Annotated in this window: 21 protein-coding genes; 15 read left to right on the top strand and 6 right to left on the bottom strand. The window is 37.2% G+C overall.

Going from position 1 to position 23330, the window contains the following annotated elements; genetic code table 11:
- The first annotated feature begins 5 nt into the window (after positions 1 to 5).
- The gene (locus FHG85_RS01645) at positions 6 to 1055 is read left to right on the top strand and encodes an endonuclease/exonuclease/phosphatase family protein (protein WP_173072537.1); all 1050 of its coding nucleotides are present in this window, start codon (positions 6 to 8) and stop codon (positions 1053 to 1055) included.
- Positions 1056 to 1273: 218 nt separating this feature from the next.
- Complete coding sequence (locus tag FHG85_RS01640; protein ID WP_173072536.1) at positions 1274 to 2200, top strand: DUF4412 domain-containing protein; 927 nt, start codon at positions 1274 to 1276, stop codon at positions 2198 to 2200.
- Between the two features lie 10 nt (positions 2201 to 2210).
- On the opposite strand, the gene FHG85_RS01635 is transcribed toward FHG85_RS01640, so the two are convergent.
- The 4 genes from FHG85_RS01635 to FHG85_RS01620 all read right to left on the bottom strand — a co-directional run bounded on the left by FHG85_RS01635 (position 2211) and on the right by FHG85_RS01620 (position 8651).
- Positions 2211 to 5537, bottom strand: a complete 3327-nt coding sequence (locus tag FHG85_RS01635) for a SpoIIE family protein phosphatase (protein WP_173072535.1) — start codon at positions 5535 to 5537, stop codon at positions 2211 to 2213.
- A 337-nt stretch (positions 5538 to 5874) separates the two neighbouring features.
- A complete protein-coding gene (locus FHG85_RS01630) occupies positions 5875 to 6852 on the bottom strand; it encodes an FHA domain-containing protein (RefSeq protein WP_173072534.1) in 978 nt (325 codons plus the stop codon).
- Between the two features lie 99 nt (positions 6853 to 6951).
- Entirely contained in the window at positions 6952 to 7521 is a 570-nt protein-coding gene (locus FHG85_RS01625; RefSeq protein ID WP_173072533.1) for a SiaB family protein kinase, read from the bottom strand.
- A gap of 140 nt (positions 7522 to 7661) precedes the next feature.
- Complete coding sequence (locus FHG85_RS01620; protein ID WP_173072532.1) at positions 7662 to 8651, bottom strand: type I phosphomannose isomerase catalytic subunit; 990 nt, start codon at positions 8649 to 8651, stop codon at positions 7662 to 7664.
- Positions 8652 to 8733: 82 nt separating this feature from the next.
- Between FHG85_RS01620 and udk the strand changes: the two genes are divergently transcribed.
- Positions 8734 to 9357, top strand: coding sequence for a uridine kinase (gene udk, locus FHG85_RS01615; RefSeq protein ID WP_173072531.1), 624 nt, complete (start codon positions 8734 to 8736; stop codon positions 9355 to 9357).
- A gap of 2 nt (positions 9358 to 9359) precedes the next feature.
- Positions 9360 to 10085 carry a 3'-5' exonuclease gene (locus tag FHG85_RS01610; protein WP_173072530.1) on the top strand — a complete coding sequence of 242 codons (726 nt, stop codon included), beginning with the start codon at positions 9360 to 9362 and terminating at the stop codon, positions 10083 to 10085.
- On the opposite strand, the gene FHG85_RS01605 is transcribed toward FHG85_RS01610, so the two are convergent.
- Positions 10082 to 10876, bottom strand: coding sequence for an alpha/beta fold hydrolase (locus FHG85_RS01605; RefSeq protein ID WP_173072529.1), 795 nt, complete (start codon positions 10874 to 10876; stop codon positions 10082 to 10084). The two genes, FHG85_RS01610 and FHG85_RS01605, sit on opposite strands and share 4 nt — an antisense overlap.
- Positions 10876 to 11592 (bottom strand): pyridoxine 5'-phosphate synthase, encoded by a 717-nt coding sequence (locus FHG85_RS01600; protein ID WP_173072528.1) that lies wholly within the window; start codon positions 11590 to 11592, stop codon positions 10876 to 10878. Before FHG85_RS01600 ends, FHG85_RS01605 begins: the two co-directional genes overlap by 1 nt.
- A gap of 50 nt (positions 11593 to 11642) precedes the next feature.
- On the opposite strand from FHG85_RS01600, the gene FHG85_RS01595 reads away from it, so the two are divergent.
- From FHG85_RS01595 to FHG85_RS01545, 11 genes are all read left to right on the top strand, one after another.
- Positions 11643 to 12311, top strand: a complete 669-nt coding sequence (locus FHG85_RS01595) for a CBS domain-containing protein (protein ID WP_173072527.1) — start codon at positions 11643 to 11645, stop codon at positions 12309 to 12311.
- 3 nt (positions 12312 to 12314) lie between these two features.
- Entirely contained in the window at positions 12315 to 13190 is an 876-nt protein-coding gene (locus tag FHG85_RS01590) for an NAD kinase (RefSeq protein WP_173072526.1), read from the top strand.
- 76 nt (positions 13191 to 13266) lie between these two features.
- Positions 13267 to 14046 (top strand): DUF6089 family protein, encoded by a 780-nt coding sequence (locus FHG85_RS01585; RefSeq protein ID WP_173072525.1) that lies wholly within the window; start codon positions 13267 to 13269, stop codon positions 14044 to 14046.
- Positions 14034 to 14693 carry a DUF6089 family protein gene (locus tag FHG85_RS01580; RefSeq protein WP_173072524.1) on the top strand — a complete coding sequence of 220 codons (660 nt, stop codon included), beginning with the start codon at positions 14034 to 14036 and terminating at the stop codon, positions 14691 to 14693. Before FHG85_RS01585 ends, FHG85_RS01580 begins: the two co-directional genes overlap by 13 nt.
- Before the next feature lie 5 nt (positions 14694 to 14698).
- Positions 14699 to 15436 carry an isoprenyl transferase gene (locus FHG85_RS01575; RefSeq protein ID WP_173072523.1) on the top strand — a complete coding sequence of 246 codons (738 nt, stop codon included), beginning with the start codon at positions 14699 to 14701 and terminating at the stop codon, positions 15434 to 15436.
- A 148-nt stretch (positions 15437 to 15584) separates the two neighbouring features.
- Positions 15585 to 18062, top strand: coding sequence for an outer membrane protein assembly factor BamA (gene bamA / locus FHG85_RS01570; protein ID WP_173072522.1), 2478 nt, complete (start codon positions 15585 to 15587; stop codon positions 18060 to 18062).
- A 66-nt stretch (positions 18063 to 18128) separates the two neighbouring features.
- Positions 18129 to 18638, top strand: a complete 510-nt coding sequence (locus FHG85_RS01565; RefSeq protein ID WP_173072521.1) for an OmpH family outer membrane protein — start codon at positions 18129 to 18131, stop codon at positions 18636 to 18638.
- A gap of 38 nt (positions 18639 to 18676) precedes the next feature.
- Positions 18677 to 19195, top strand: a complete 519-nt coding sequence (locus tag FHG85_RS01560; protein ID WP_173072520.1) for an OmpH family outer membrane protein — start codon at positions 18677 to 18679, stop codon at positions 19193 to 19195.
- Between the two features lie 76 nt (positions 19196 to 19271).
- Positions 19272 to 20090: a glutamate racemase gene (gene murI, locus FHG85_RS01555; RefSeq protein WP_173072519.1), complete on the top strand. Its 819-nt coding sequence runs from the start codon at positions 19272 to 19274 to the stop codon at positions 20088 to 20090.
- 31 nt (positions 20091 to 20121) lie between these two features.
- Positions 20122 to 21792 carry a nucleoside kinase gene (locus tag FHG85_RS01550; RefSeq protein WP_173072518.1) on the top strand — a complete coding sequence of 557 codons (1671 nt, stop codon included), beginning with the start codon at positions 20122 to 20124 and terminating at the stop codon, positions 21790 to 21792.
- A 178-nt stretch (positions 21793 to 21970) separates the two neighbouring features.
- Positions 21971 to 23329: an SPOR domain-containing protein gene (locus tag FHG85_RS01545; RefSeq protein WP_173072517.1), complete on the top strand. Its 1359-nt coding sequence runs from the start codon at positions 21971 to 21973 to the stop codon at positions 23327 to 23329.
- Position 23330: the final 1 nt, after the last annotated feature.

Raw genomic sequence — 23330 nt, 5'->3', positions numbered from 1 at the left:
TAAGTATGATGAGAGTACCACCATTATTCAAATATTTAGTTTTCCTTTTCCTATCTATTACTGTTTTCTCGGTGTATGGTCAAAGTAACACTGAGCCTCGATATAGAATAATGTTTTACAACGTTGAGAACCTATTTGACCCATTTGACGATTCCTTAAAGCTCGATAATGAGTTTACTCCAACAGGAGTACGCCACTGGACCTGGGATAAAATGGAGCGTAAAATTAATAACATTTATAAGGTGATAATGGCTGTTGGTGGTTATGAGCCACCTGTAATGGTAGGTCTATGCGAAATTGAGAATGGTTTTGTGCTGCATAAACTAGTAAACGAAACGCCATTAAGCAAATTTGGATACAGGATTATTCACCGTGAATCGCCAGATAAACGTGGCATTGACGTTGCCCTAATTTATCGACCAAATAAAGTTAAAGTTCAAGAGCGAGAGTTTATACGGGTAATATTCCCCGATGACTCTTCTCGCTCAACTCGCGAAATCGTTTATGCCCGATGTTTGATGGGCAACGACACGCTTCATGTTTTCGTAAATCATTGGCCTTCTAAATACGGCGGGGAACTTAAATCGGAAAGTGGTAGAATTGCCGCAGCTATTACGTTAAGGGATAAAGTAGACTCGATTAAAATTTTTTACCCAACCGCGCGTATTCTTATTATAGGTGACTTTAACGATGAACCCGAAAGCAAACCAATAGTTGAAACACTTGGCGCATGTGAACATCTAACCACTGAATGCCAATCTGGCTTGATAAATCTCTCAGCTATGCTAAAAAGTAGAGGATTTGGAAGCTACAAGTACCAAGGTACTTGGGGAATGATTGACCAAATTATTGTATCAAACAGTCTTCTTGAAAAAGGGCATCACTTAAACACAAATCCATCAAATGCATCGGTTTTTGACAATAAGCTCCTTCTGGAACCCGACAAACGTTATACTGGCTATCGCCCATTCAGAACCTTTATTGGATTCAAATATCATGGCGGCTTTAGCGACCACCTCCCTGTGTATATCGACTTACTAGGTAATGGAGAGTAAATTTTTGCTACTATTCAAGTGAAATTCTAGATAAATAATCATTAAAGAACTAATCAGACTCTACGCCTATCTTCTTGACTTAATTCTACTTAAAAATTTTCTCAAATGATTCTTAAATATTTTAACTACATTAAATTCTAAATTTCTCTAAAGCATGCAATTGAATTGACTCACGAAACATTATTTATTAACTTGCATAAAATCAAAAACTAAATGCGATGAAAAGAATATCAGCCCTAACATTGATAACTTGTCTACTATTTTCGTTAAACACAAAAGCACAAATTGGCAATTTCCTGAAAGAAAAAGCCAAAAAAGCAGTTGTAAAGGGCTTAAAAAATAATGAATCAGAGCAAACCCAAAACGAACAAGAACAAACAGATCAAAATAGCAACAAAAAACCACGCAAATCCCCTACAAATAGCATCATGCAGCAAAAGATGATGGGATTAATGGGATTTAAAAATGTAAAATTTGATCCCGTTTACAACTTCACATCGAACATGAAAACCTATTTTGAGTCAAAAGATTCTGCTTCAACCGAGATTAATAAGGGAGCATATACCTTCTACTTTGATAAAAATTCAAAAAACTTCGCCATGGAGCTTGAAGGCGTAAATGATGAAACAAACCAGCAAGAAAAGGCACTGTTTATATTCGACTATAAAAACAATGTTATGCTCGTGTTAAACGATAAAGATGTCGAAAAATCAGGTTTTGCCATAGAAATACAACCCGATTCAACAGAAATAGAGGCAGAGCAAATAAATGAAGAATCATATAATAACGATGAAATCGATAACATAAACATGTACTATAAGCCAACAGGCAAAACCAAAAACATACTTGGATACACTTGTAAAGAATACGTTTACCAAACCCCAGAAGGTATTTCAGAGATATGGGCAACCAATGACATAAAATACAACTATAAAGATGCTTTTGGGCAAATGAATGGGATGCAGCTAATGGCAAGTGGAGGGCTCGCTTACACCCTTGGTACAATACTTGAAATGCATTTTAAAGATGCCGATTCAGATGCTAGAGCCGATTTCTGGGTAAAGGAGTTTAATCAAAATGAAGCAAAAACCCTTTCCGTTACCGATTATCAGGTAATTGGAATGGGCGAAAGTAACAGCAAGTAATAAGCAAATACTATTTCAACTTTAAACCTAGCACAGTAATATCGTCGCGTTGAGGTTCATCGCCTTTAAAGTTGTTGAACTCGCTGAGTAGGATTCTTGCCATTTCACTCATAGGCAGATTACTAGCGGATAATAAAACTGTATGTAACCTACAGGATGTAAACTTCTTCCTAAATTGATTATTCTGATCGACGATACCATCTGTCGCCATGAATAGCATGTCTCCTGGATGTAGAGTTATGCGCCAGTTTGTAAATTCCTGGTCAACATCAGGTAGCATACTCCCAATCGACTTACGATTCCCTTTAATCGTTTGAATCATGTTATCGCCACTAGTAAAGTAATAAAGGGGCCTATTAGCACCAGAAAATGTAATTACAAAAGCATTGTCAGTTTTGCGCTCTATTAAGCAAAGAGCCACATCCATTCCATCAAAACTCTCACTAACATCTTGACGTAACGCACGGTTAATTTCCGTATTTAGCTCTGTTAGCACTGCTGCAGGGTTGTGATTTTTACGCTCTAAAACAATCTCGCTAAGCAACCGACTACCAATAAGCGACATAAACGCTCCAGGAACACCATGACCAGTACAATCAACAACTGCGATAAACAGTTTATCATTGGGTCGACTTTTGGGTCCAACTGGAACTGTCCAGTAAAAATCACCAGAAACCACTTCTTTGGGAAGGTAAATAAGAAAATGATCAAATTCGTTAGCAAAGACATTGTTTAAATCTGGTAGTATTGCTTGTTGAATTGTTTTTGCATATTGAATGCTATCGTTTATATGATGGTTACGAGCCTCCAACTCGTCGCGCTGCGACAAGATCTCCTCTTTTTGTTGCTGCAGTAGTATGGTTTTCTCGGTTAAAGCTCTTTCAGATTCTTTTAGCTCCTTTGTGCGCTCATCAACCAGCCGCTGTAACTTCACATTTGAAACTCTCAAAATTCTTGTATTGACCCTTACAATAATCAGCACTAAAACACCTAGCAGTAATATGTAAAAGATAAATGCATACCATTTTAGATAGAATGGCGATTCTATCTGAAAATCAAAGAATTCTATAGGGCTTTCAATATCGTTCATGGTTCTTGACTTAACCATAAACCTATATTCTCCTGGAGACAAGTTAGTATACTCCTTAACCTGGCTATAAGACCATTCACTCCAATCATCATCGTATCCTTCAAGCTTATAGGAGTAAAGCATTTTATGATTTGGTAGGAAATATGGCGATGTATAAGTGAATGTTAAATCGTTCGAAGTGTAGGGTATGCTAAAAGTTGTTTGCAAAGAGGCTACATCTCGCTGGAATTCAAGAGAGTCCCCTTTTGCTGGATTGCAACCACCATAAACTAGTTTCCTGTTTTTAATAGTCACCTTACGAATAAAAACTCTCGGGAAGATGCTTTTAAATTCTGAATTAGGATCAAACCTAAAAACACCTTCGGTTGATGCGATCCATGTAACACCAATACTGTCGGTATAAACGTCAAAGAAAATGGTTTCTGGCATTAATGAAAACTGAGCAGGTGTTCTTCTGTACTTATTTTTAGCAACTAAGGTTGCTCTTTCCAATTTTCTGTTTGCAGAAAAAACATACGATTCAAACCAGATATCTCCCCTTCTATCCTGATTAAATATCCTTAGACCTGTGGTTCCATTAGTAAACTGAGTTCCAAGAAGGGAGTCTGGTTCAAAAGAATCTGTTTCTTTATTATAACTTGAAAGTCCTTTTTCGGAGCTTACAAGTATCTTCTCACTTATGAAATTTACCGAAATATCATCGCATTTTGGGTTATACGGTAATTTATACTGCCTGTAACCCTCTGCAACTAACTGGTATGGATTAACCACATCTAAAAAACCCATCCCCTGATATCTTAAAGTAAACCAAATATCTCCATTAAGGTCTTCCGTTAATTTGTAAACCTCATAATCCGTTTTAAGCAGATACCCAAGAAAATTGAACTCTCCATTGTCCTCCTTAATAACTCCAATCCCATCATACATGCTTACATATATAATATTAGGAAAGAAATGAGATGCTTCAAATGAATATGCAGCAACATTCGACTTTGCTATTAAATTTGCTGTGCTATCATTTATCTGGTAAATTCCACTTGATGTACCTACAATCAGATATTCTTTCCTATCATTCCCTTGGTATATGAATAGCCCCCACGATAAATCGTTTATACCTTTTATCGGAATAAATCCTGAGTCTTTTCTAACATAAACACCCGTGTTCGAGGTGTAGTAGACTTTATTCCTAAATTTAACAACCGATTGAACAACACCGCTAATGCCTTCGTTATGGGTCCAACTTGTAAGCTGAGATATATAAGGTGAAAAAGATATACCATTATTCAATGCCATCCAGATATTCCCAACGTTATCTTTGTATAAAAACCAAACAGTATTATCCTGGAGTCCATTCTGCTTGCTAATTTTCCTTACTATCTTACCAAGGTTATTAATAATAGCCACCCCTCCTGAATAGGTTCCAATTGCCCAATGGTTTTTATCAAGCGCAACTCCATTATAAACCCTATTGTGTCTAAAGAAATCATCGTTTGATGTTTTAAATGGAATTAACGATTGAAAATCATTAGGAACATTTTTCAAGTATAGAGCCTGTTTCTTAAGCAAATAGAACCCATTCCTTTGCGTTCCAACCAAATAGTATTCGGAGTTAAAGGGAAGAATTGTATAAACAAGTTGTGTTCCGAGAATCTCTGTTCCTGGAACTTTTACTAAAGAATCATTCTTTAAGTAGGTTAAGCCATAATCTCGCTGATTAATAAAAAGAATATTATCAATAAAATAGGAGCGGTGAAACTTAGTCTTAGGCTCCCAGAAACTTATTGAATTGTCTTTATTTAAACGGTATAGGGCATCAAAAGAAGAAAAATAGATGGAGTTTTTGGTAGGGTAAATTTGTCGAATCAGTCCAGGCTTACTATGCTCTTCTGGCAAGTATGATGTTAAGGAAACGTATCGTAACAAACCACAGGAGTCGGCAGCTAAATAACCAAACTCATCCTGACCTCCTACCCAAACAGTTCCGCTACTATCTAAACCCAAACATCTTGCAAGGGCATTGTTTATTGAGATATGCCGCCATTCAGTTCCATCATATTCAATAACACCGACATTATTAGCAATATATACCATCCCCCTTTTATCCTGAGCAATTGCCCAACTCTGAGAATGCCCATTATATTGACTATGATGAAAGTTTACAATTGGGATTTGCCCAATATCATTTGATGAGAAAACAAAAACAGGTAAACTTAAGAACAGGACTAGAAACTTAATAAAACACTTCACTTCGCATTACTTTTAAAACAGAAGCAAGATATTAAATTATTGAATTCAAAACAATTAATTAGGGGTCATCTAACAACTATTTTATTTGAAAGTAATAAAATGATGGTCATAGTGTGGATTAAAATCTCTCAGAAGGAACGTTAACTCTATTTAAAGGGAAAGCATATATCAATTTAGAAATCATTATTTCCTAAAAAGATGGCAACTTCGAGGATTATTTAACTCATGAACAACAGAGATATGCACAAAAAACACAATTCCCCTTATATAGATACTTCTAAAACGAAAAAGGGCATCTAAAATCAATTATACGCCCTTGCTTAATAAAGCATTAAATCTATCTAAAAGTATAGGTATAACGATATACTACCCTATAATTATAATCGGAATAAAATGCATCAACTTCATTAATATTTCCCTTGTTATCTATCTTATAACCTTTGCGTGAATAATCTGCTGCTCCATCTTCGTACCACTTCTCTTCGAGCAGATTACCATTATCATCGTACTTATATGAACGATATAAAAGTTTTTTCTTCCCTGGTTCAGTTAAATACACTTCAACAAGTTGTCCGCTTTTGTCATACACATAATCATACCTAGCTCTTAATTCTCCAGCATAGTACTCTAGCTTTGATGCAACATTTTCGCCGTTGTAAGTAGTAACGGTTCTACCTAACTCTTTACCTGCAGAAGTAAAGTTCTTTTCATCGATAACTCTGTCTTTGTTATCTAAAACTCTTACAATTTTTCTTTTTAAAGAGTTTTCTTTTTCGTAAATGTATATTGTTACACTATTTCCGTTGTATTCATACTTCCAGTTATCAGAAACCTTATTGTTTGAGCTGTACTTTATTATCTCCAACGGTTTGTTTTCTGGAGTATACTTGTATTCTATGCGATAGGTGGTTCTTCCATCATAACCAATTTCGTTTTTCTTATTTCCATTCGAGTCATAGGAAAAAACCTGACGTAATGAAAGCCCAAACTTCCCATTAGATAAAAACTGATACTGCATGTACTCTATCTTCTGATTGTTTTTATCGTATTTATAAAGATGACGAGATGCAACAGTGCCATTGGGCTTAAAATTTTCAACCTTTATAATATTTCCTTTTTTGTCGTAAAAAGTTTGAACGGATTTATAGCCCTTTGGAGAAACTTTATTGTTAACGAATCTATGAGTGTACTGAGTAATTGACTCAATCTTATTATGAACAATCTTATCCCTGCTCATCAATTCAGTAATAGTCTGAGCATTTATAACTTGGAAAAAGGAGATGGAAAAAATTATAAGAATTTTTATTGTTTTCATGGGAGTTATAGTTACAAAAAGTTACACCATTACAAATTTAGTACAAAACAAACATAAAATTACAAATACCATACCTAATTGTGTAAAAATATTTACCAATTAATCCTCTTCATCAGTAATGGGTATAGTAACAGCTAAAATAAAGAAATGGCGGTTATTTTTGTATGGAACAAAATGATAGTATAGTTTGCGTTTTGATTTTCTGGCAATATCAATCAAACCTAACCCAGCACCACCTTTTTCAGTTATCTCACCCTGAACCATTTGCTCCATAAACATCTCTTTAAGCTGCGATGGTGTTGCATTGTTAAGCTTTTCAATTCTTTGTTCTAGCATGGATACCTTATCGTTTCGAATAAGATTTCCTGTAACAATGTAGAAGCTATCGCGTTCCTTCCCTACTACAAATAAACCATTCCCAATATGTTTCTCCTTTTCATCGTAGTCGTCAGAATGTTTGGTAATATTCTGCAGGCACTCTATCATGATATGAAAAACGCGCTTACGGGTTGCAGTTGGGATTTTCATCTCTGCAATTTTCCGATTGGCCATAAACGCAAACGATCGCATAATCTGGTGGTTCATCTCCCCCTTATATATTAAGGGGAAACCACTTGATGCAATTTCATTTGCTAGGGTTGATTTTATGAAATAAATTACGTTATCCATCAAAATAAAAAATCAGTTGAAGATAAAAAAATAAATCCTTACAGGCAAATCCATTATTAGCAAACCTCATGCCTTTTTTATGAATAATCGTTTTTAGATGATGAAAAGCAACTATATTCCTAGCAATGAAACTACTAAAACTATCTTATATAGGTCTCAAGTAAGGAACAAGTTCCATTGGGCTTTAAAATAATATCTTTAAGTTCAGCAGGTAGAAGTACTGTTTCTCCTTTATCTATTTGTTCACTTTTCCCAGACCCGTAAATGATTGAACAGCTACCCTCAAGGCACAGGAATATTACAAATGAGTCTAAAAGATTATAATCGCGCTGAAGCGGATTCTGAAATTTGATTCTGTTTACCGTAAAATATTGGCATGAGATAAGTTCTTGTGTCTTATTAATCTCAGCTTTAACGCTAAACTTTGGCTGCTCCACCTTATTAAAGTCAACTACATCTATTGCTAAATTGGTATGTAACTCTCTGGATTTTCCTTGAGAATCGACACGATTCCAATCAAAAATTCGGTAAGTAACATCAGATGTTTGTTGTATCTCTGCAAGCAACACCCCCTTACCTATGGCATGAACCCTGCCTGCAGGTATAAAAAAAACATCGTCTTTTTTAGGCGTTTCAACGTGAAGTAGCTCATCTATTTTACCATCTTCAAGAGCCTTTAGATAATCTTCTTTTGTTATTGTATCCTTAAAACCAGTATATATTTTTGAATTGGGTTCAGCATCAAGAATGTACCACATTTCTGTTTTACCATATGCATGGTGCCTCTCCTCTGCAACATCATCGTTAGGATGGACCTGTATTGATAGAGTTTCTGATGCATCAATTAATTTTACAAGCAAGGGGAACTCATCGCCAAATCGTTCATATATTTCTTCGCCAACTAAATCGCCCATGTAAACTTCAACCAGCTCATTTAAGGTATTCCCAGCCAAAAAGCCATTCCTAACTATCGAATTCTCTTCAGCAACTCCAGAAACTTCCCAGCTCTCGCCATATTTTTTATCTGAGTCAGGAAGTTTTTTAGAGAGAACGGTCTCTAATCTTTTCCCACCCCATATGCGTTCCTTCAAGATTGGTTCAAACTTTAAAGGATAAAGCGTACTACTCATTTCAATAAGAATTTTATGAATACTATTTAAAAAAGTAAACCTGTTTGTTACCTTTGCAAAGGTAACATTAAAAGTCGATAAAATGTTGGTAATTGGCATAGCGGGTGGTACAGGTTCTGGTAAAACCACTGTTGTAAATAAAATTGTTAACCTGCTTCCTAAAGGCGAGGTAGTGGTTATTCCTCAAGATTCATACTATAGAGATAGCTCACACCTTCCACTTGAGCAACGTCAGGAGATAAACTTTGACCACCCCGACTCCATAGAGTTTGAACTCCTTGTTCAACATGTTAAAGATTTAAAGGAGGGAAAAACTATTGAGCAACCCATATATTCTTACCTTACATGTGCTCGCGCAAAAGAAACTGTAAGAATTGAGCCAAGGCACGTTGTAATTATTGAGGGTATTCTGATTTTCACTTCAGAGGAGTTAAGGAATCTGATGGATATCAAGGTGTTTGTTGATGCCGATGCCGACGACAGGCTTTCAAGGGTGATTGCCCGAGATATTGTAGAACGCGGTCGTTCAGTTAATAAGGTACTTGAACGCTACGAGAAAACGGTTAAACCCATGCACCTCCAGTTCATTGAGCCAACAAAACGATATGCCGATATCATTGTCCCTCAGGGAGGTAACAACTCCGTTGCTATCAACATACTCACAACTACTATAGAAAAAACATTACGTACACATAACTTGTTGTAGCCATGCTTACTAATGTTAAACTCGACGAGATCCTATTTCTGGATATTGAAACGGTACCGCAGTTTGCCCAATACGACCAAATGCCCGACGAGTTTAAAAAACTGTGGGATAGAAAGGCAAACTCATTAGCCAAAAACCAGGAACAACCCCATGAATTATACGATAGAGCCGGAATTTACGCCGAATTTGGTAAAATTATATGCATTTCTGTAGGTCGCATTGTGTTTTCTAATGGAAGTGCCTCCTTTAGAGTTAAATCCTACTATGGTGATGACGAAAAAACCCTTTTGAGGGATTTTGGCAAAATGCTAGAAACGTTTTCAACCCAAATGCCAAACCTCAACCTTTGTGCCCACAATGGTAAAGAGTTCGATTTCCCTTATATCGCTCGAAGAATGCTTGTAAATGGCATTGAAATTCCACAGATACTTAACGTGGCCGGGAAAAAACCCTGGGAGGTTAAATTTCTTGACACCATGGAATTATGGAAATTTGGAGATTACAAGCACTACACTTCGCTTAACCTTTTAGCTTACATATTTGGGATTAAATCACCAAAGGACGATATTGACGGAAGCGAAGTGGCAACTTGCTACTATGAGCAAAACGATTTGCCAAGGATTGTTACCTATTGCGAAAAGGATACCCTAACTGTTGCACAGCTCCTACTAAAGTATAACGGTATGCCATTAATAGCCGACGAGAATGTTGTTCGCGCAGGCGATTAACCTAAAAAACGTGTAACATGGTCAATAAATAGTTGAGGTTGCTCAGCATGAACCCAATGCCCCGACTTTGGTATGGTTACATGCTCACTATTAGGGAAAAACTCTTTTAACCGAACAAGTTGATCTTTAGGTATATAATTCGATTGTTCACCTTTAATAAACATCACCTTAACCTTTGATGCTGCAGTCCTATCAACATTAACACCGAGAAGAAGATGCTCTAAGTTATTTTGTATGACAGACAGGTTTAGCGCCCAGTGAAAACCAACCGAACCTCTTTTTAGGTTTTTTAACAAAAAACTCCTTAGCCTGCTGTTTAATCCCTTATCTGCAAGAAACTTATCGGCTTCGTTCCTGGTTTTTATCTTATCAACTTCCATTTCCATCAATGCTTCAATAATACGCATGTGTTCCTGATAAGAAGCCCTAAACCATTCGTCTTCTGGGTAATAATCCCACGGAGCAACGTCAACAATTACCATCCTTTCAACTCTTTCAGGGAATGTTGCCTGAAATTTCATGGCAACACGCCCCCCCATTGAATGACCGATAAGATTTACCTTGTTAAACTCTAATTTGTTTAAAAGTTCATTCAAATCAGCAACCATAGAGCGATAGGTATGAGAAATGCTATGTGGACTTTGCCCATGATTCCTATGGTCGGGTAGGATAAGTTCATACCTATCAGACAGTTTTTTGGCAATAGTCATCCAGTTATCGGATGAACCATACAGTCCATGTAGAATAACCACAGGGATTCCGCTCCCTAATCTTCGGTAAAAGAGTTCCATTAAAACCTTAGCTTACGCAAATACATTTGAATTGTATTTTCTAACCCAAAGTATAAAGCATCGGAAATTAAAGCGTGGCCAATTGAGACTTCAAGTAGATTTGGAATGTTCTTCGCAAAATAGTTCAAGTTGTCGAGATTTAGATCGTGCCCAGCATTTAGCCCAAGCCCAACCTCTTTGGCAGCTATAGCTGCTTTTACAAAGGGCTCTATCGCCTTTTCGGGGTTGTTAGGGAAATTTGAGGCATAAGGTTCTGTATATAGCTCCACCCTATTTGTCCCAGTATCCGCTGCATGCTTTATCATCTCAGGTTCAGGATTTACAAAGATAGAGGTTCTAATACCATGCTCTTGGAACCTTGCAATAATTTTCCTAAGAAAATCCTTATTGGTAATTGTATCCCAACCTGTATTAGAAGTTAGGGCATCAGGAGGATCGGGAACAAGGGTTACTTGATGCGGGACAACACTTAGCACAAGCTCAATAAATGATTCCGATGGATACCCCTCAATATTAAACTCAGTGGTTATAATGGGTCTAATATCCCTCACATCCTGATATCTGATATGCCGCTCGTCGGGACGTGGATGCACAGTAATCCCCTCAGCACCAAACCGCTGGCAATCCACTGCAGCTTTTAGCACGTCGGGAATATTTCCGCCTCGAGCATTGCGCAGCGTTGCAATTTTATTTATATTTACACTTAATCTGGTCATTGTTTTTAATTTAATCTAATTTTGTACAAAAGTAATCCTTTTTTAAAAGAATGATGTTAGCCAAGGATATGATTTCGGATGTAATCCCCCCACTAAAAACATCCGATACCGGAATAACCGCTCTTAACTGGATGGATGTTTTTAAAGTATCGCATCTGCCAATAGTTAATGATAAGGAATTTCTTGGCCTAATATCTGAAAATGACATTTATGACCTTAACATGCCAGAGGAGGCTTTAGGCAACCATCAACTTTCCCTGTTGCGTCCATATGTTTTAGAAGATCAGCATGTTTTTGAGGTTATGAATGTGCTTTCTCGTCTAAAACTCTCCCTTGTACCTGTACTAGACTACGATAAAAGTTACCTTGGTGTCATAACCCTCATGGAGCTTTTACACTATTTTGCAGACCTTTCCGCGTTAAAAAACGCAGGGGGCATTATTGTACTTGAAATGAATGCAAATGATTTCAGCATGGCTCAAATCTGCCAGATAGTAGAGGGGAACGATGCAAAAATCCTTGCTGCCTACGTAACCTCCCATCCGAACTCTACGCAAATGGAACTCACCATAAAGCTAAACGTTACTGATGTTACTTCTATTAAGCAAACATTCCAACGATACAATTTTAATGTGCTTGGGGCCTATATGAAACATGATGATGAAACAGATTTGTTAAACGATAGATTAGACTATTTCTTCAAATTCCTTGACATTTAAATTATGACCATAGCAGTATACGGAAAAGCTATTGATGCAGAATTTGCCGAAGCTACCAAAAATTTATTTGCAGCCCTGGAAAAATATAAGGTAAAAGTAACAATTTATCTACCCTTGCTCGATTACATCAGTATAAATCTATCGTTTACACCTTACTACCAGGACACCTTTCGCAATCCCTCGGAACTTAAAGGTACTGATGTTCTAATAAGTTTGGGAGGCGATGGTACATTCCTTGATTCCATATCATTGGTTCAGGATATGGAAATACCAATTATGGGCATAAACTTTGGCAGACTCGGGTTTCTGGCATCAACCTCTATTCCCGAAATCGACAATTCTATCGACTTGCTAATGGCGTCAAAATATAAAATTGAGCAACGAAGCATGCTACAGCTAATTTCACCAGATAACCTTTTCAACCCATTTCCTTACGCACTTAACGATTTTGTTGTTCGAAACTCGGTTAGCAGCCTATTGCATGTTAATACGTTCATTAACAACGAATACCTCACAACCTACTGGTCCGATGGATTAATAGTTTCAACTCCAACTGGTTCAACAGCATACTCACTTAGTGTTGGAGGTCCAATTCTAACGCCAAGCCTTAACGCCTTTTTGCTTTCTGCCATAGCCCCTCACCATCTTACAGTTAGACCACTTGTCATTCCCGACGACAACGATATTGATATAGAGGTATCGGGACGAGAGGGGAGTGTTATTGTTTCTTTAGACTCTCGAAACCTTGAATTGCCTATCCCCGTAAAACTAAGTTTAAGAAAAGCCCCTTTTAAAGCAAATGTGATATGCTTAGATGGCACAAGTTTTTACAGGACCATTCGTAGCAAACTACTTTGGGGAATGGATAAACGAAATTAACGTTCACAACAAAAAACACATTTAAACGTTTTATTTTAAATTTCTTATCTTTGTTTAAAATATTTAATATGATGAAATGAGGTCTGTATCTATCATATTATTGGGGATGATAATAAACCTCCATCTATTTGGGCAAAGTTGGAAGCAGAATAGAATTGATATCAACATTAACCTTCCAATTAACCATTATTTTGGAGATGTTGGTAATTCTGCTGGGAGCGGGTTTGTTACAAGCATCAAGGATTTTCGTTTACGCGCCCTAAGAGGTGGATTCGGTGGTGGCATAAGCTTTAAGATCAACTCATTCATCACTACCCAAGCAACAGTAAATACAGGCTTCCTTGGCAACACCGATGATGGTGCTTATTATAGCTCTCGAGGTTATCGTTTCTCAACCTTTGGTTCCGAAATTGCAGCAAAAGGACTTTACTTCATCATACCAGAAAGCAACCAAAACTACTATTACAGTATTATGGACCTGCGGGGAGGATTGAGGCATATCAATAAACCTTTTAGCCTTTATGTCTTTCTTGGTGTTGGCGGCTTATTCTTTAACACAAGTGTTAACGATGCTATGCTTTCGAGAGTCCCCCCCGATGGCAGTACAAAAAAAGAGATTGATGATTCAAAGCATATAAGTTTAATTATTCCATTTGGAATCGGATGTAAATATGAATTTTTGCCAAGATTCCAATTTGGTGCCGAACTTGGAGCAAAATACTCTACTACGGATTATCTCGATGGGTTCTCCTCTGTTAACTCAAAGTTTAACGACATGTATTATACTCTTAATCTTAGCATTTATTACAAAATTCCTTATCATAAACTTCTAAAAAAATCATTTTGGAGATTCTGATGAAATTTAGCCATTCTGTTATATTGATGTTCTTCTTGTTTTTCAATGCTTTCTCGTCATTCGCACAAGAGAAACGTGATATTGGTATTCAAGCAGGTGCATCCTACTACTATGGGGAGTTCAATGAAGTAAAGCCTCTTTACAGCCCATCGTTCTCTTTGGGCGTAATTTTTCGTTACAACATTACACCCAACTACTCTATACGTGCATCTGGGGCTTATGCTGTTGTTAATGGTAGCTCAAGTAACGCAAACATTATTCCAGACCCTAACATTTCGTTTTCTAAACGAATTATAGGTGCTGAAGTCATGGGTGAGTTTAACTTTTTCTCTATAAAACCTGTTAGCCAAAGAGAGAAGAAACTTTCGCCTTATGTGAATTTAGGGGTAGGATTTGCACAAATAGAAACTGCTTACATTCTACACATTCCATTTGGAGGTGGTATTAAATACGCACCTGGAAACAGACACACTTTTGCCCTTGAATGGCGGCTCCATAAAACTTTTTATGACATGATTGACGACTATAGTTCACCTGACGACGGACGTAAAGCTTTACTTCTCAACAACGATTGGTTTTCATTTATTGGATTGGTTTATACCTATCGTCTCCCAAATAACAATTATATTTGCCCCGCATATCGATAACAATCATGACACTTAAAGAACAAATTGATAAGACTAGAGTTCCAAAACATGTAGCCATTATCATGGATGGTAATGGACGCTGGGCAAAAAAGAGAGGAAATCAAAGAATTTTTGGACACCGCAATGGTGTTAATGCCGTTAAAGCAGCAACAGAAGCAGCAGGTGAAATCGGGGTTAAATATCTAACTCTCTATGCCTTTTCAACAGAGAACTGGAATCGCCCAAAAAGCGAGGTGGATGCTTTAATGAGCCTTCTTGTAGAAACCATCAACTCCGAGATGAACACCCTCTTAAAGAATGGCATCAGGGTTCTTACCATTGGTGATATTACTAAACTTCCCAAAGAGGTACAAAAGAAATTAATCGATATAAAAGAGAAAACAGCACACTGCGAAACAATTACCACTGTGCTAGCTTTAAACTATGGAGCACGCTACGAAATAACCGAGGCTGTAAAAAAAATATCAAACAGCGTTAAAAATGGCGATCTTAATCCTGAAGATATCTCAATAAATACAATATCTGAGAATCTTGACACAGCAAACATACCCGACCCTGATTTATTAATTAGAACTAGCGGTGAGCTAAGGTTAAGCAACTTTTTACTTTGGCAGCTAGCCTATGCCGAACTCTATTTTACACCCGTTCTCTGGCCCGACTTTACTAAAGATGACTTTTTCAAAGCCATTATCGACTACCAAAAAAGGGAAAGACGCTTTGGTAAAACAAGTGAACAGCTTTAAGAGTTCGTATTATTTAACATTTTTATCCCGCAATCAGTAACTTAAAATTCTATTTTTGATGCCTAAGCAACTTTTACCTTAAGGTATTTTTCTTTGTTGCTTTGGAAATTATACTAATTTTACAGCGTTAAAAATGATGTTTTTAAATATGATGAAAGTTAAGCTTTTAGCATTTGGCTTATTATTAGGAGTATCGGCTATTGCACAGCAACAAAAAATCAGCTACGAAATTCCACAAAAATATTGCGTTAAAGAAATTACAGTATCGGGAGTTAAATTTTTGAACCCCGACGTAATTATCTCTATGACAGAAATAAGCGTTGGAGATACCATCCAAATCCCAGGAGATAAAGTAACTAACGCTGTTAAAAAACTATGGAAACAAGGCCTTTTCTCTGAAGTTGATATAAGAGCAAAAAAAATTGAAGGCTCAGATATCTATCTTGATGTTTTTCTTAAAGAGCAACCCCGATTAACTTCCATTAATTTTAATGGGGTTAGAAAAGGTGAGGCCGATGATCTTAAAGAAAAGCTCAAACTAAGGCGAGGACTACAGCTTACCCAGGCAACTCTTGAAAATAGTATCAACATTATTAAAAAGCATTACCGTGCGAAGGGTTTCTTAAATGTGGAGGTTGCAACAGTTCAAGAACCTGATACTGTTATCGATAACGGAATAAAGTTAACTTTCAACATTAACAAAAACATTAAGGTCAAAATAGGTGAGATTACGTTTGATGGGAACAAAGCATTTAGCGAAAGTCGTCTCCGTCGTGCGCTTAAAAAGATACATCGACGCGACTTAAATATTTTCAAATCAGCAAAGTTTGTTGAAGCAGACTATGAAGAGAGTATGGATAACCTGGTTTCGTTTTACAACGAGAATGGTTATCGCGATTTCAAAATACTTGATGACTCCATATACACCATAAACGAAAAACGAATAGGAATTCATTTCAAAATTCATGAGGGACCACAATATCACATTCGTAATATAGAATGGATTGGAAACACTAAATTACCTGCAGAGGCCCTAACAGCCGTTCTGGGAATGAAAAAGGGTGATGTTTACGATAGAAGTTTACTTGAGAAAAGGCTCTTTACCGATGAGAATTCTATTTCTACTCTATACATGGACGATGGTTACCTCTTTTTCCAACTAGAACCAGTTGAAGCAAAAATAGAGAATGATTCTGTAGATTTAGAAATGAGGATTTATGAGGGCGATCAGGCAACCGTCAACAGAGTAATAATAGTTGGTAACACAAAAACCAACGAACATGTGATTCGCCGTGAGATATGGTCTAAACCTGGATATCTTTTTAGTAAATCCGAAATCACTCGTACATTACGAGAACTTGGCCAAATGGGGCATTTTGACCCTGAAAAACTTGGTATAGACCCTATCCCCAACCAAGCCGACGGTACTGTTGACCTAAAATACTCTGTTGAGGAAAAAGCAAACGACCAACTTGAAGTTTCAGGTGGCTGGGGTAATAAAATGTTTGTTGGAACAATAGGTATTCGCTTTTCGAACTTTTCCGTCCGTCGAATTTTCGAGAAAGATGCTTGGCGCCCAGTTCCATCTGGCGATAGCCAATCGCTATCGATTCGTGCATCAACCAATGGAACATACTACAAAGCTTTTAGCCTCTCGTTTACTGAGCCTTGGTTGGGAGGTCACAAACCAACTAACTTTTCTTTTTCGGTCTACAGAACTATACAATCGGGTGGAGTTAGCTACTTCTACCAAACCAGCGATAAATACTTCAGAGTAACAGGTGCTTCAGTTGGGATTGGTACTCGTTTAAAATGGCCCGACGATTATTTTACTCTTTACAACGAGGTGAGTATTCAAAACTACACCCTAAGCAACTGGTCTGGATACTTTATCTTTACCGATGGTCAATCAAACAACTTAAGCTATAAAATCACGCTAGGCCGAAACTCAACCGACCAGGTGATTTATCCACGTACAGGTTCCAACATTTCCTTCTCGCTTCAGATTACACCTCCATACTCCCTGTTTAATGGTAAGGATTACTCAAAACCCATGACCGATTCAGAAAAGTACAAATGGATTGAGTACCATAAATGGACAGGACGCATTCAATGGTATACCCCTTTGATTGAAAACCTTGTTCTTTACACAAACTTCCAGTTTGGGATTATGGGATACTTCAATAAAGATTTAGGTCATTCTCCTTTTGAAGGGTTTGATGTAGGTGGCGATGGTATGTCGGGTTATAACCTTTACGGAAAAGAAACAATTGGTTTAAGAGGTTATCAGAATGGATCTCTAACCCCATACGTGAAAGTAAATGGTAACCTAGTAGGTAACGCTCACCTATACAACAAGTATACAGTAGAGCTTCGTTACCCAATCTCCCTAAAGCCCCAAGCTGCTATTTACTTGCTAACCTTCCTCGAGGCTGGTAATGCCTGGGAGAATGCAGGCGACTTTAACCCATTCAACGTTCACCGCTCTGCTGGTATTGGTGCAAGGTTCTTCCTCCCAATGCTTGGAATGTTAGGTGTTGACTGGGGATATGGTTTTGACGAAATAAAATCAAGACCCGATGCTCATAAAGGGCAATTCCACTTTATAATTGGAATGCCATTTTAATTACTAAAATTAGTTTTTTAAAACAGGCATAATTATTGAAGTGATAAACGCAAAAAGAGAATTAAAATGAAAAAAACTATTTTGCTTACACTGGTTACTTTAATTGGGATGAATGCATGGGCCCAAAAGTTTGCCTATGTGGATACCGAATACATCCTTAACAAAATTCCATCGTATAAAGCTGCGCAAGAACAATTGGATAAGTTATCGGCACAGTACCAAAAAGAAATTGAAGAAAAGTATGCCGAAGTAGATAAAATGTACAAGGACTACCAAACTGAAAAAGTACTTCTAACCGAAGAAATGAAACAAAAAAGAGAAGATGATATTATTGCTGCTGAAAGAAAAGTAAAGGAACTTCAAATGAAGTATTTTGGAAGGGAAGGAATGCTTTTCAAGAAAAGAGAAGAACTTGTTAAGCCAATTCAAGATCAAGTTTTTAATGCAATTAAAGAAATTGCTGTAGAGGGTGGATATGCGGTAATATTCGACGCTGCTGCTTCACCAAACATGATTTATACCAACCCTCGATACGATAAAAGCGATGAAGTACTCCAACGATTGGGATTCAAATAATTTTTATAATTTTGCTTAGTAACTTAAAAATCTACACAATGAGAAAAATTTTAACATTAGTAATAATTGCGACTTTAACATTAGGTTATAGCAGTTTAAATGCACAAAACTACAAGTTTGGCCATATTAATAGTCAAGAACTACTCAATGCCATGCCCGATAAAGATAGCGCAGAGGCAAAAATTAAGAAATATGCCGAGTCGCTTCAGGAGCAAATTGAGCAGCTTCAGGTAGAGTTCAATAAGAAATACCAAGACTACCTACAAAAGCGTAACACTTTTACCGATGCTATCAGGGAAATGAAAGAAAAGGAACTTTCTGATATGCAACAAAGAGCTCAAGAGTATCAGCAAGTAGCAGAGCAAGATTATCAACGTTTCCAGGCTGAGACCATGAAACCTGTAATTGATAAAGCTGATGCTGCTATCAAAAAAGTGGCTAAAGAGAATGGATTTACATATATTTTCGATACTAGTTCTGGTGTCCTTTTATACTTCTCCGATAAAAGTATTGATATCACACCTTTAGTAAAAAAAGAGCTGGGAATAAAAGAATAATCAAATAATTTTTTGCAACTTAGGGGTTAACTGAACGTTGTTCGTTAACCCCATTTTTTTAATATCATTAATTGTAATGATTAAAAGCAACTGTAACCCTATTGGAATTTTTGATTCTGGTGCTGGAGGACTTTCAGTCCTTTCCGAGCTAGTAAAGAAAATGCCGAATGAACGATTTGTATATTTTGCCGATACCCTTCACTGCCCTTACGGCTCGAAACCAGCTGATAAAATAATCAAACTTTCCGATAACATTACTAAACTTTTAATATCTAAAGGCGCTAAGCTTATAGTTGTAGCTTGTAATACTGCAACAGCCGCTTCTATTGACTATTTGCGTTCCAACTATAGCATTCCCTTTATAGGCATGGAACCAGCCATAAAACCAGCATCATTAAATACCAAAACCAAAAGCATAGGAGTATTAGCTACAGCAGGAACATTCAAAGGAAGATTGTATATAGAAACTAGTAAAAAATACGCCTCTAACGTAAATGTATGCTATCAGGTTGGCGAAGGGCTTGTAGAATTAGTTGAGACTGGTAAAGCAAACTCCCCTGAGGCAGAGGAACTGTTACACCGTTATGTGGACTCGATGATTGACTGCGATATTGACCATCTGGTGCTTGGATGCACCCACTACCCTTTCCTTATTCCCACATTAAAGAAAATTATTCCCGATACTATCAACATAGTAAACCCTGCACCAGCAGTTGCTGCACAAGCATATAGAGTAGCAAAATCAAATAACCTGCTATGCAACCAACTCTCTACTCAAACCAGAATAGATTTCTACTCTAGCGCTAAACTCGACATAATTAAGCAGCTTGTTAATAACGAAATAAAACCTTTCGCTTCCATATTAGACTCTTATACCGAAAATCTTTCACTTTAGCTAATTTTACTTTCTAAAAACTATCAGAACCATGAGAAAAGAAGTTGAAATAGTAATTCAAAACACGGGGAAAAAGGTACACATATCTCCAGGTTTATCCTTACATGAAATTTCTGAAATTTTTGACATAAAACTCAACCATCAAATACTTGGCGCCATGGTAAATAACCAGCTCAAGGAGCTGGATTACGAAGTTTACACACCAAAAACAATTCGATTTATCGATATCACTCACTATGCGGGGATGCGAATGTATCAGCGTTCGCTATTCTTCCTACTTCAAAAAGCGGTAAGAGATATCATTCCTGGCGCTAAAGTGAGAATCGAACACTCGGTTTCAAGAGGTTTTTACTGCGAAATAGACAGATGCGAGCAACCCATTGAGCTGCCACTCATTTTCAACATTAATGATCGCATGCGCGAGATTGTTGCTGCCGATTTACCATTTCGTCGCGATAAAGTACTCACAGTTGATGCAATCAAGCTATTTAAAGAGTTAGGTTACCACGACAAAGCAAAGCTTTTTGAGACTCGTCCAACGCTTTATACTTCTGTTTACCACTTAGGCGATATGGTAGATTATTTTTTTGGAAGTCTCGTTCCCTCAACAGGCTACTTAAAAGTTTTTGATCTTGTTAAGTATTACGACGGTATGCTTCTAAGGGTCCCAAAACGTTTTCAGCCCGATGAGGTGGAGGATCTTGTGATACAGGATAAGATGTTTGAAATATTCCAAGAATACAAGGATTGGGTTGAAATACTTGATGTTGAGAATATTGGCGCAATCAACGAACAAATTAAAAAAGGTAACGCTAGTGAGCTTATAAAAATATCAGAAGCATTACACGAAAAAAAAGTTGCCTATATAGCCGATAAGATTCATCAGCAAAAGAATCCGGTTAAACTGATATTAATTTCCGGACCATCTTCATCTGGCAAAACCACCTTTGCAAAAAGGTTGGCTATACAGCTAAAAGTAAATGGCATGAAACCCCATACCATTTCACTAGACAACTACTTTGTTGATAGGGAGAAAACTCCAAAAGATGAAGATGGTAATTACGATTTTGAAGCACTTGGAGCGCTTGATGTTGATTACTTTAATAATGATTTGATTCGGCTTCTTAATGGCGAAGAGGTTGAGATTCCAAAGTTCTCTTTTGAACAAGGTAAAAGATTCTTTGACGGAACTAAGCTAAAGATTGAGCCCAATGGCGTAATCATTATTGAAGGTATACACGCCTTAAACCCTGAGTTAACTCATCTTATACCGAATGACCAGAAATTTAAAATATACGTATCGGCCCTAACCTCAATATCAATCGATGGTATTAATCGCATTCCTACCACCGACAATAGGCTAATCAGACGTATTGTTCGAGATTACAAGTATAGAGGATATAGCGCCCTAGAAACTATAGGCAGGTGGGAAAGTGTTCGCCGTGGTGAGGATAAAAACATTTTCCCGTTCCAAGAAGAAGCCGACGAGATGTTTAACTCTGCCATGCTTTACGAGTTCTGCGCTCTCAAGCGATTTGCTGAACCTATCCTTCAAGAAGTTCCACCCAATGTGGCGGAATACGACGAAGCAAAACGTTTACTTAAATTCCTGAGTTACTTCACTCCAATTCAAATTGATGAGATTCCTCCAACATCAATTTTAAGAGAGTTTCTAGGCGGAAGCACCTTTTCTTATAAATAGATTCAGCTAGCTATTTGATTGTTTATCTGCCTATTAGCCCAAATGCTTTAATGCCGTTTAATTCTATAACGATATAAACTGTATGATTTTTACGCTTTTTTATTACATTTTATGATTTTATTTCTTAATATTGTAATTAATTAACCTGTAGTGTGAACCTAAATCATTGCCTTTTACGATGCATAGTATCGTTACAGCATTTTATAACCTAATAGGCGTTACCCTTTTAAGCTTTCTTTTGGGAAGCGATGTGGCATTTAATTTAAATGTTCCTTCTACCGTAAACGCTGGAAGTGAATTCGATGTAGAGGTTGTACTCAAAAAAGGTGACCTTTCTGGTTTTGCACGCTTACAGCAAGAATTACCTTACGGTTTGACAGCAAAACTAGTTGAATCATCGCTTGGTGATTTCTCCTTCGAAGAGCAAAAGGTTCGTTTCTTATGGCTAAAACTGCCTGATGAAAAACAATTGCGTTTAGTTTATAGAATTAAGGTTGATGAAAGGCTTAAAGGATCTTTCTCATTAAAAGGAACATTCTCTTACATTGATAATAACGAGAGAAAGACTGCAAACTTTGAATCATCAAAAATAACAATAAACCCTTCCGACAAAATTGACCCCAACTTAATAGTTGATATTAACGAGTTTCAAAATGTCATTCCCCCTCAACCACCTGTTGGCTTTATGGCTAGCAACGTAAAGTGTATTCGTCAAACACCAATTCCTACTGGTGAGATGAACGACTACATGGTAAAATTGCTTGTCAATAGAGGTAGCGCACAAAAATTTGCCAAAATTGAAGAAGAAGTTCCCGAGGGTTTTACAGCAGAACCAATAGAAACAAGAGATGCTGCATTCTCCTTTAAAGACCAAAAAGTTAAATTTTTATGGATGAACCTACCTGCAGATCCCCGTTTTGTTGTATCATATAAGCTTATACCTCCCGACGGGAACGGAGAAATTAAGGTAAGCATCAAAGGAACGTTCTCCTATCTAATTGGCGATGCAACAAGAGTTATTGACATAATCCAAAAAGACGTTGATCTCTCAAATATCGATCCTGCCGTATTGGATGGAATCATTGCATCGTCAAGTTCTACTGCAGGAGCTAATATTATAAGTGGTTTCACTCAAGACTACTCCGAGGGTGGCATTGAAATCCCCATCCAATACAAAAAAATTGAAGATAAACCAAAGCGTAAGGTGAAACCTGAATTTAACATGCAACCCTTTATGCTCATGCCAGAAAAAGGTGTTTACTATAGGGTTCAGATAGCTGCAGGACATAAACCAATTAACATTAAGCGTTACTTTAAACGATACAACATCAACTATGATGTTCGTACCGAGAAGCATGAGGGGTGGTACAAATATTCAATTGGGTCCTTCAAAGAGTACAAGGAAGCCCGCGATTTCAGAATATTTATTTGGAACACTACCAAAATTAACGACGCATTTGTAACAGCCTATAATAACGGGAAACGTATTACAGTGCAAGAAGCACTAATGATAACAAACCAAAAGTGGTATAGGTAAT

This window comes from Tenuifilum thalassicum (assembly GCF_013265555.1).
GTDB lineage: Bacteria > Bacteroidota > Bacteroidia > Bacteroidales > Tenuifilaceae > Tenuifilum > Tenuifilum thalassicum.
The sequence above is the reverse complement of the archived record's forward strand: the minus strand, read 5'-3'. Positions and strand labels throughout refer to the sequence as shown.

Coding starts and splice junctions, on each gene's coding strand:
- FHG85_RS01645 (WP_173072537.1), top strand. CDS start 6: ATGATGAGAGTACCACCATTATTCAAATATTTAGTTTTCCTTTTCCTA.
- FHG85_RS01640 (WP_173072536.1), top strand. CDS start 1,274: ATGAAAAGAATATCAGCCCTAACATTGATAACTTGTCTACTATTTTCG.
- FHG85_RS01630 (WP_173072534.1), bottom strand. CDS start 6,852: ATGAAAACAATAAAAATTCTTATAATTTTTTCCATCTCCTTTTTCCAA.
- FHG85_RS01625 (WP_173072533.1), bottom strand. CDS start 7,521: ATGGATAACGTAATTTATTTCATAAAATCAACCCTAGCAAATGAAATT.
- FHG85_RS01620 (WP_173072532.1), bottom strand. CDS start 8,651: ATGAGTAGTACGCTTTATCCTTTAAAGTTTGAACCAATCTTGAAGGAA.
- udk (WP_173072531.1), top strand. CDS start 8,734: ATGTTGGTAATTGGCATAGCGGGTGGTACAGGTTCTGGTAAAACCACT.
- FHG85_RS01610 (WP_173072530.1), top strand. CDS start 9,360: ATGCTTACTAATGTTAAACTCGACGAGATCCTATTTCTGGATATTGAA.
- FHG85_RS01605 (WP_173072529.1), bottom strand. CDS start 10,876: ATGGAACTCTTTTACCGAAGATTAGGGAGCGGAATCCCTGTGGTTATT.
- FHG85_RS01600 (WP_173072528.1), bottom strand. CDS start 11,592: ATGACCAGATTAAGTGTAAATATAAATAAAATTGCAACGCTGCGCAAT.
- FHG85_RS01595 (WP_173072527.1), top strand. CDS start 11,643: ATGATGTTAGCCAAGGATATGATTTCGGATGTAATCCCCCCACTAAAA.
- FHG85_RS01590 (WP_173072526.1), top strand. CDS start 12,315: ATGACCATAGCAGTATACGGAAAAGCTATTGATGCAGAATTTGCCGAA.
- FHG85_RS01585 (WP_173072525.1), top strand. CDS start 13,267: ATGAGGTCTGTATCTATCATATTATTGGGGATGATAATAAACCTCCAT.
- FHG85_RS01575 (WP_173072523.1), top strand. CDS start 14,699: ATGACACTTAAAGAACAAATTGATAAGACTAGAGTTCCAAAACATGTA.
- bamA (WP_173072522.1), top strand. CDS start 15,585: ATGATGAAAGTTAAGCTTTTAGCATTTGGCTTATTATTAGGAGTATCG.
- FHG85_RS01565 (WP_173072521.1), top strand. CDS start 18,129: ATGAAAAAAACTATTTTGCTTACACTGGTTACTTTAATTGGGATGAAT.
- FHG85_RS01560 (WP_173072520.1), top strand. CDS start 18,677: ATGAGAAAAATTTTAACATTAGTAATAATTGCGACTTTAACATTAGGT.
- murI (WP_173072519.1), top strand. CDS start 19,272: ATGATTAAAAGCAACTGTAACCCTATTGGAATTTTTGATTCTGGTGCT.
- FHG85_RS01550 (WP_173072518.1), top strand. CDS start 20,122: ATGAGAAAAGAAGTTGAAATAGTAATTCAAAACACGGGGAAAAAGGTA.
- FHG85_RS01545 (WP_173072517.1), top strand. CDS start 21,971: ATGCATAGTATCGTTACAGCATTTTATAACCTAATAGGCGTTACCCTT.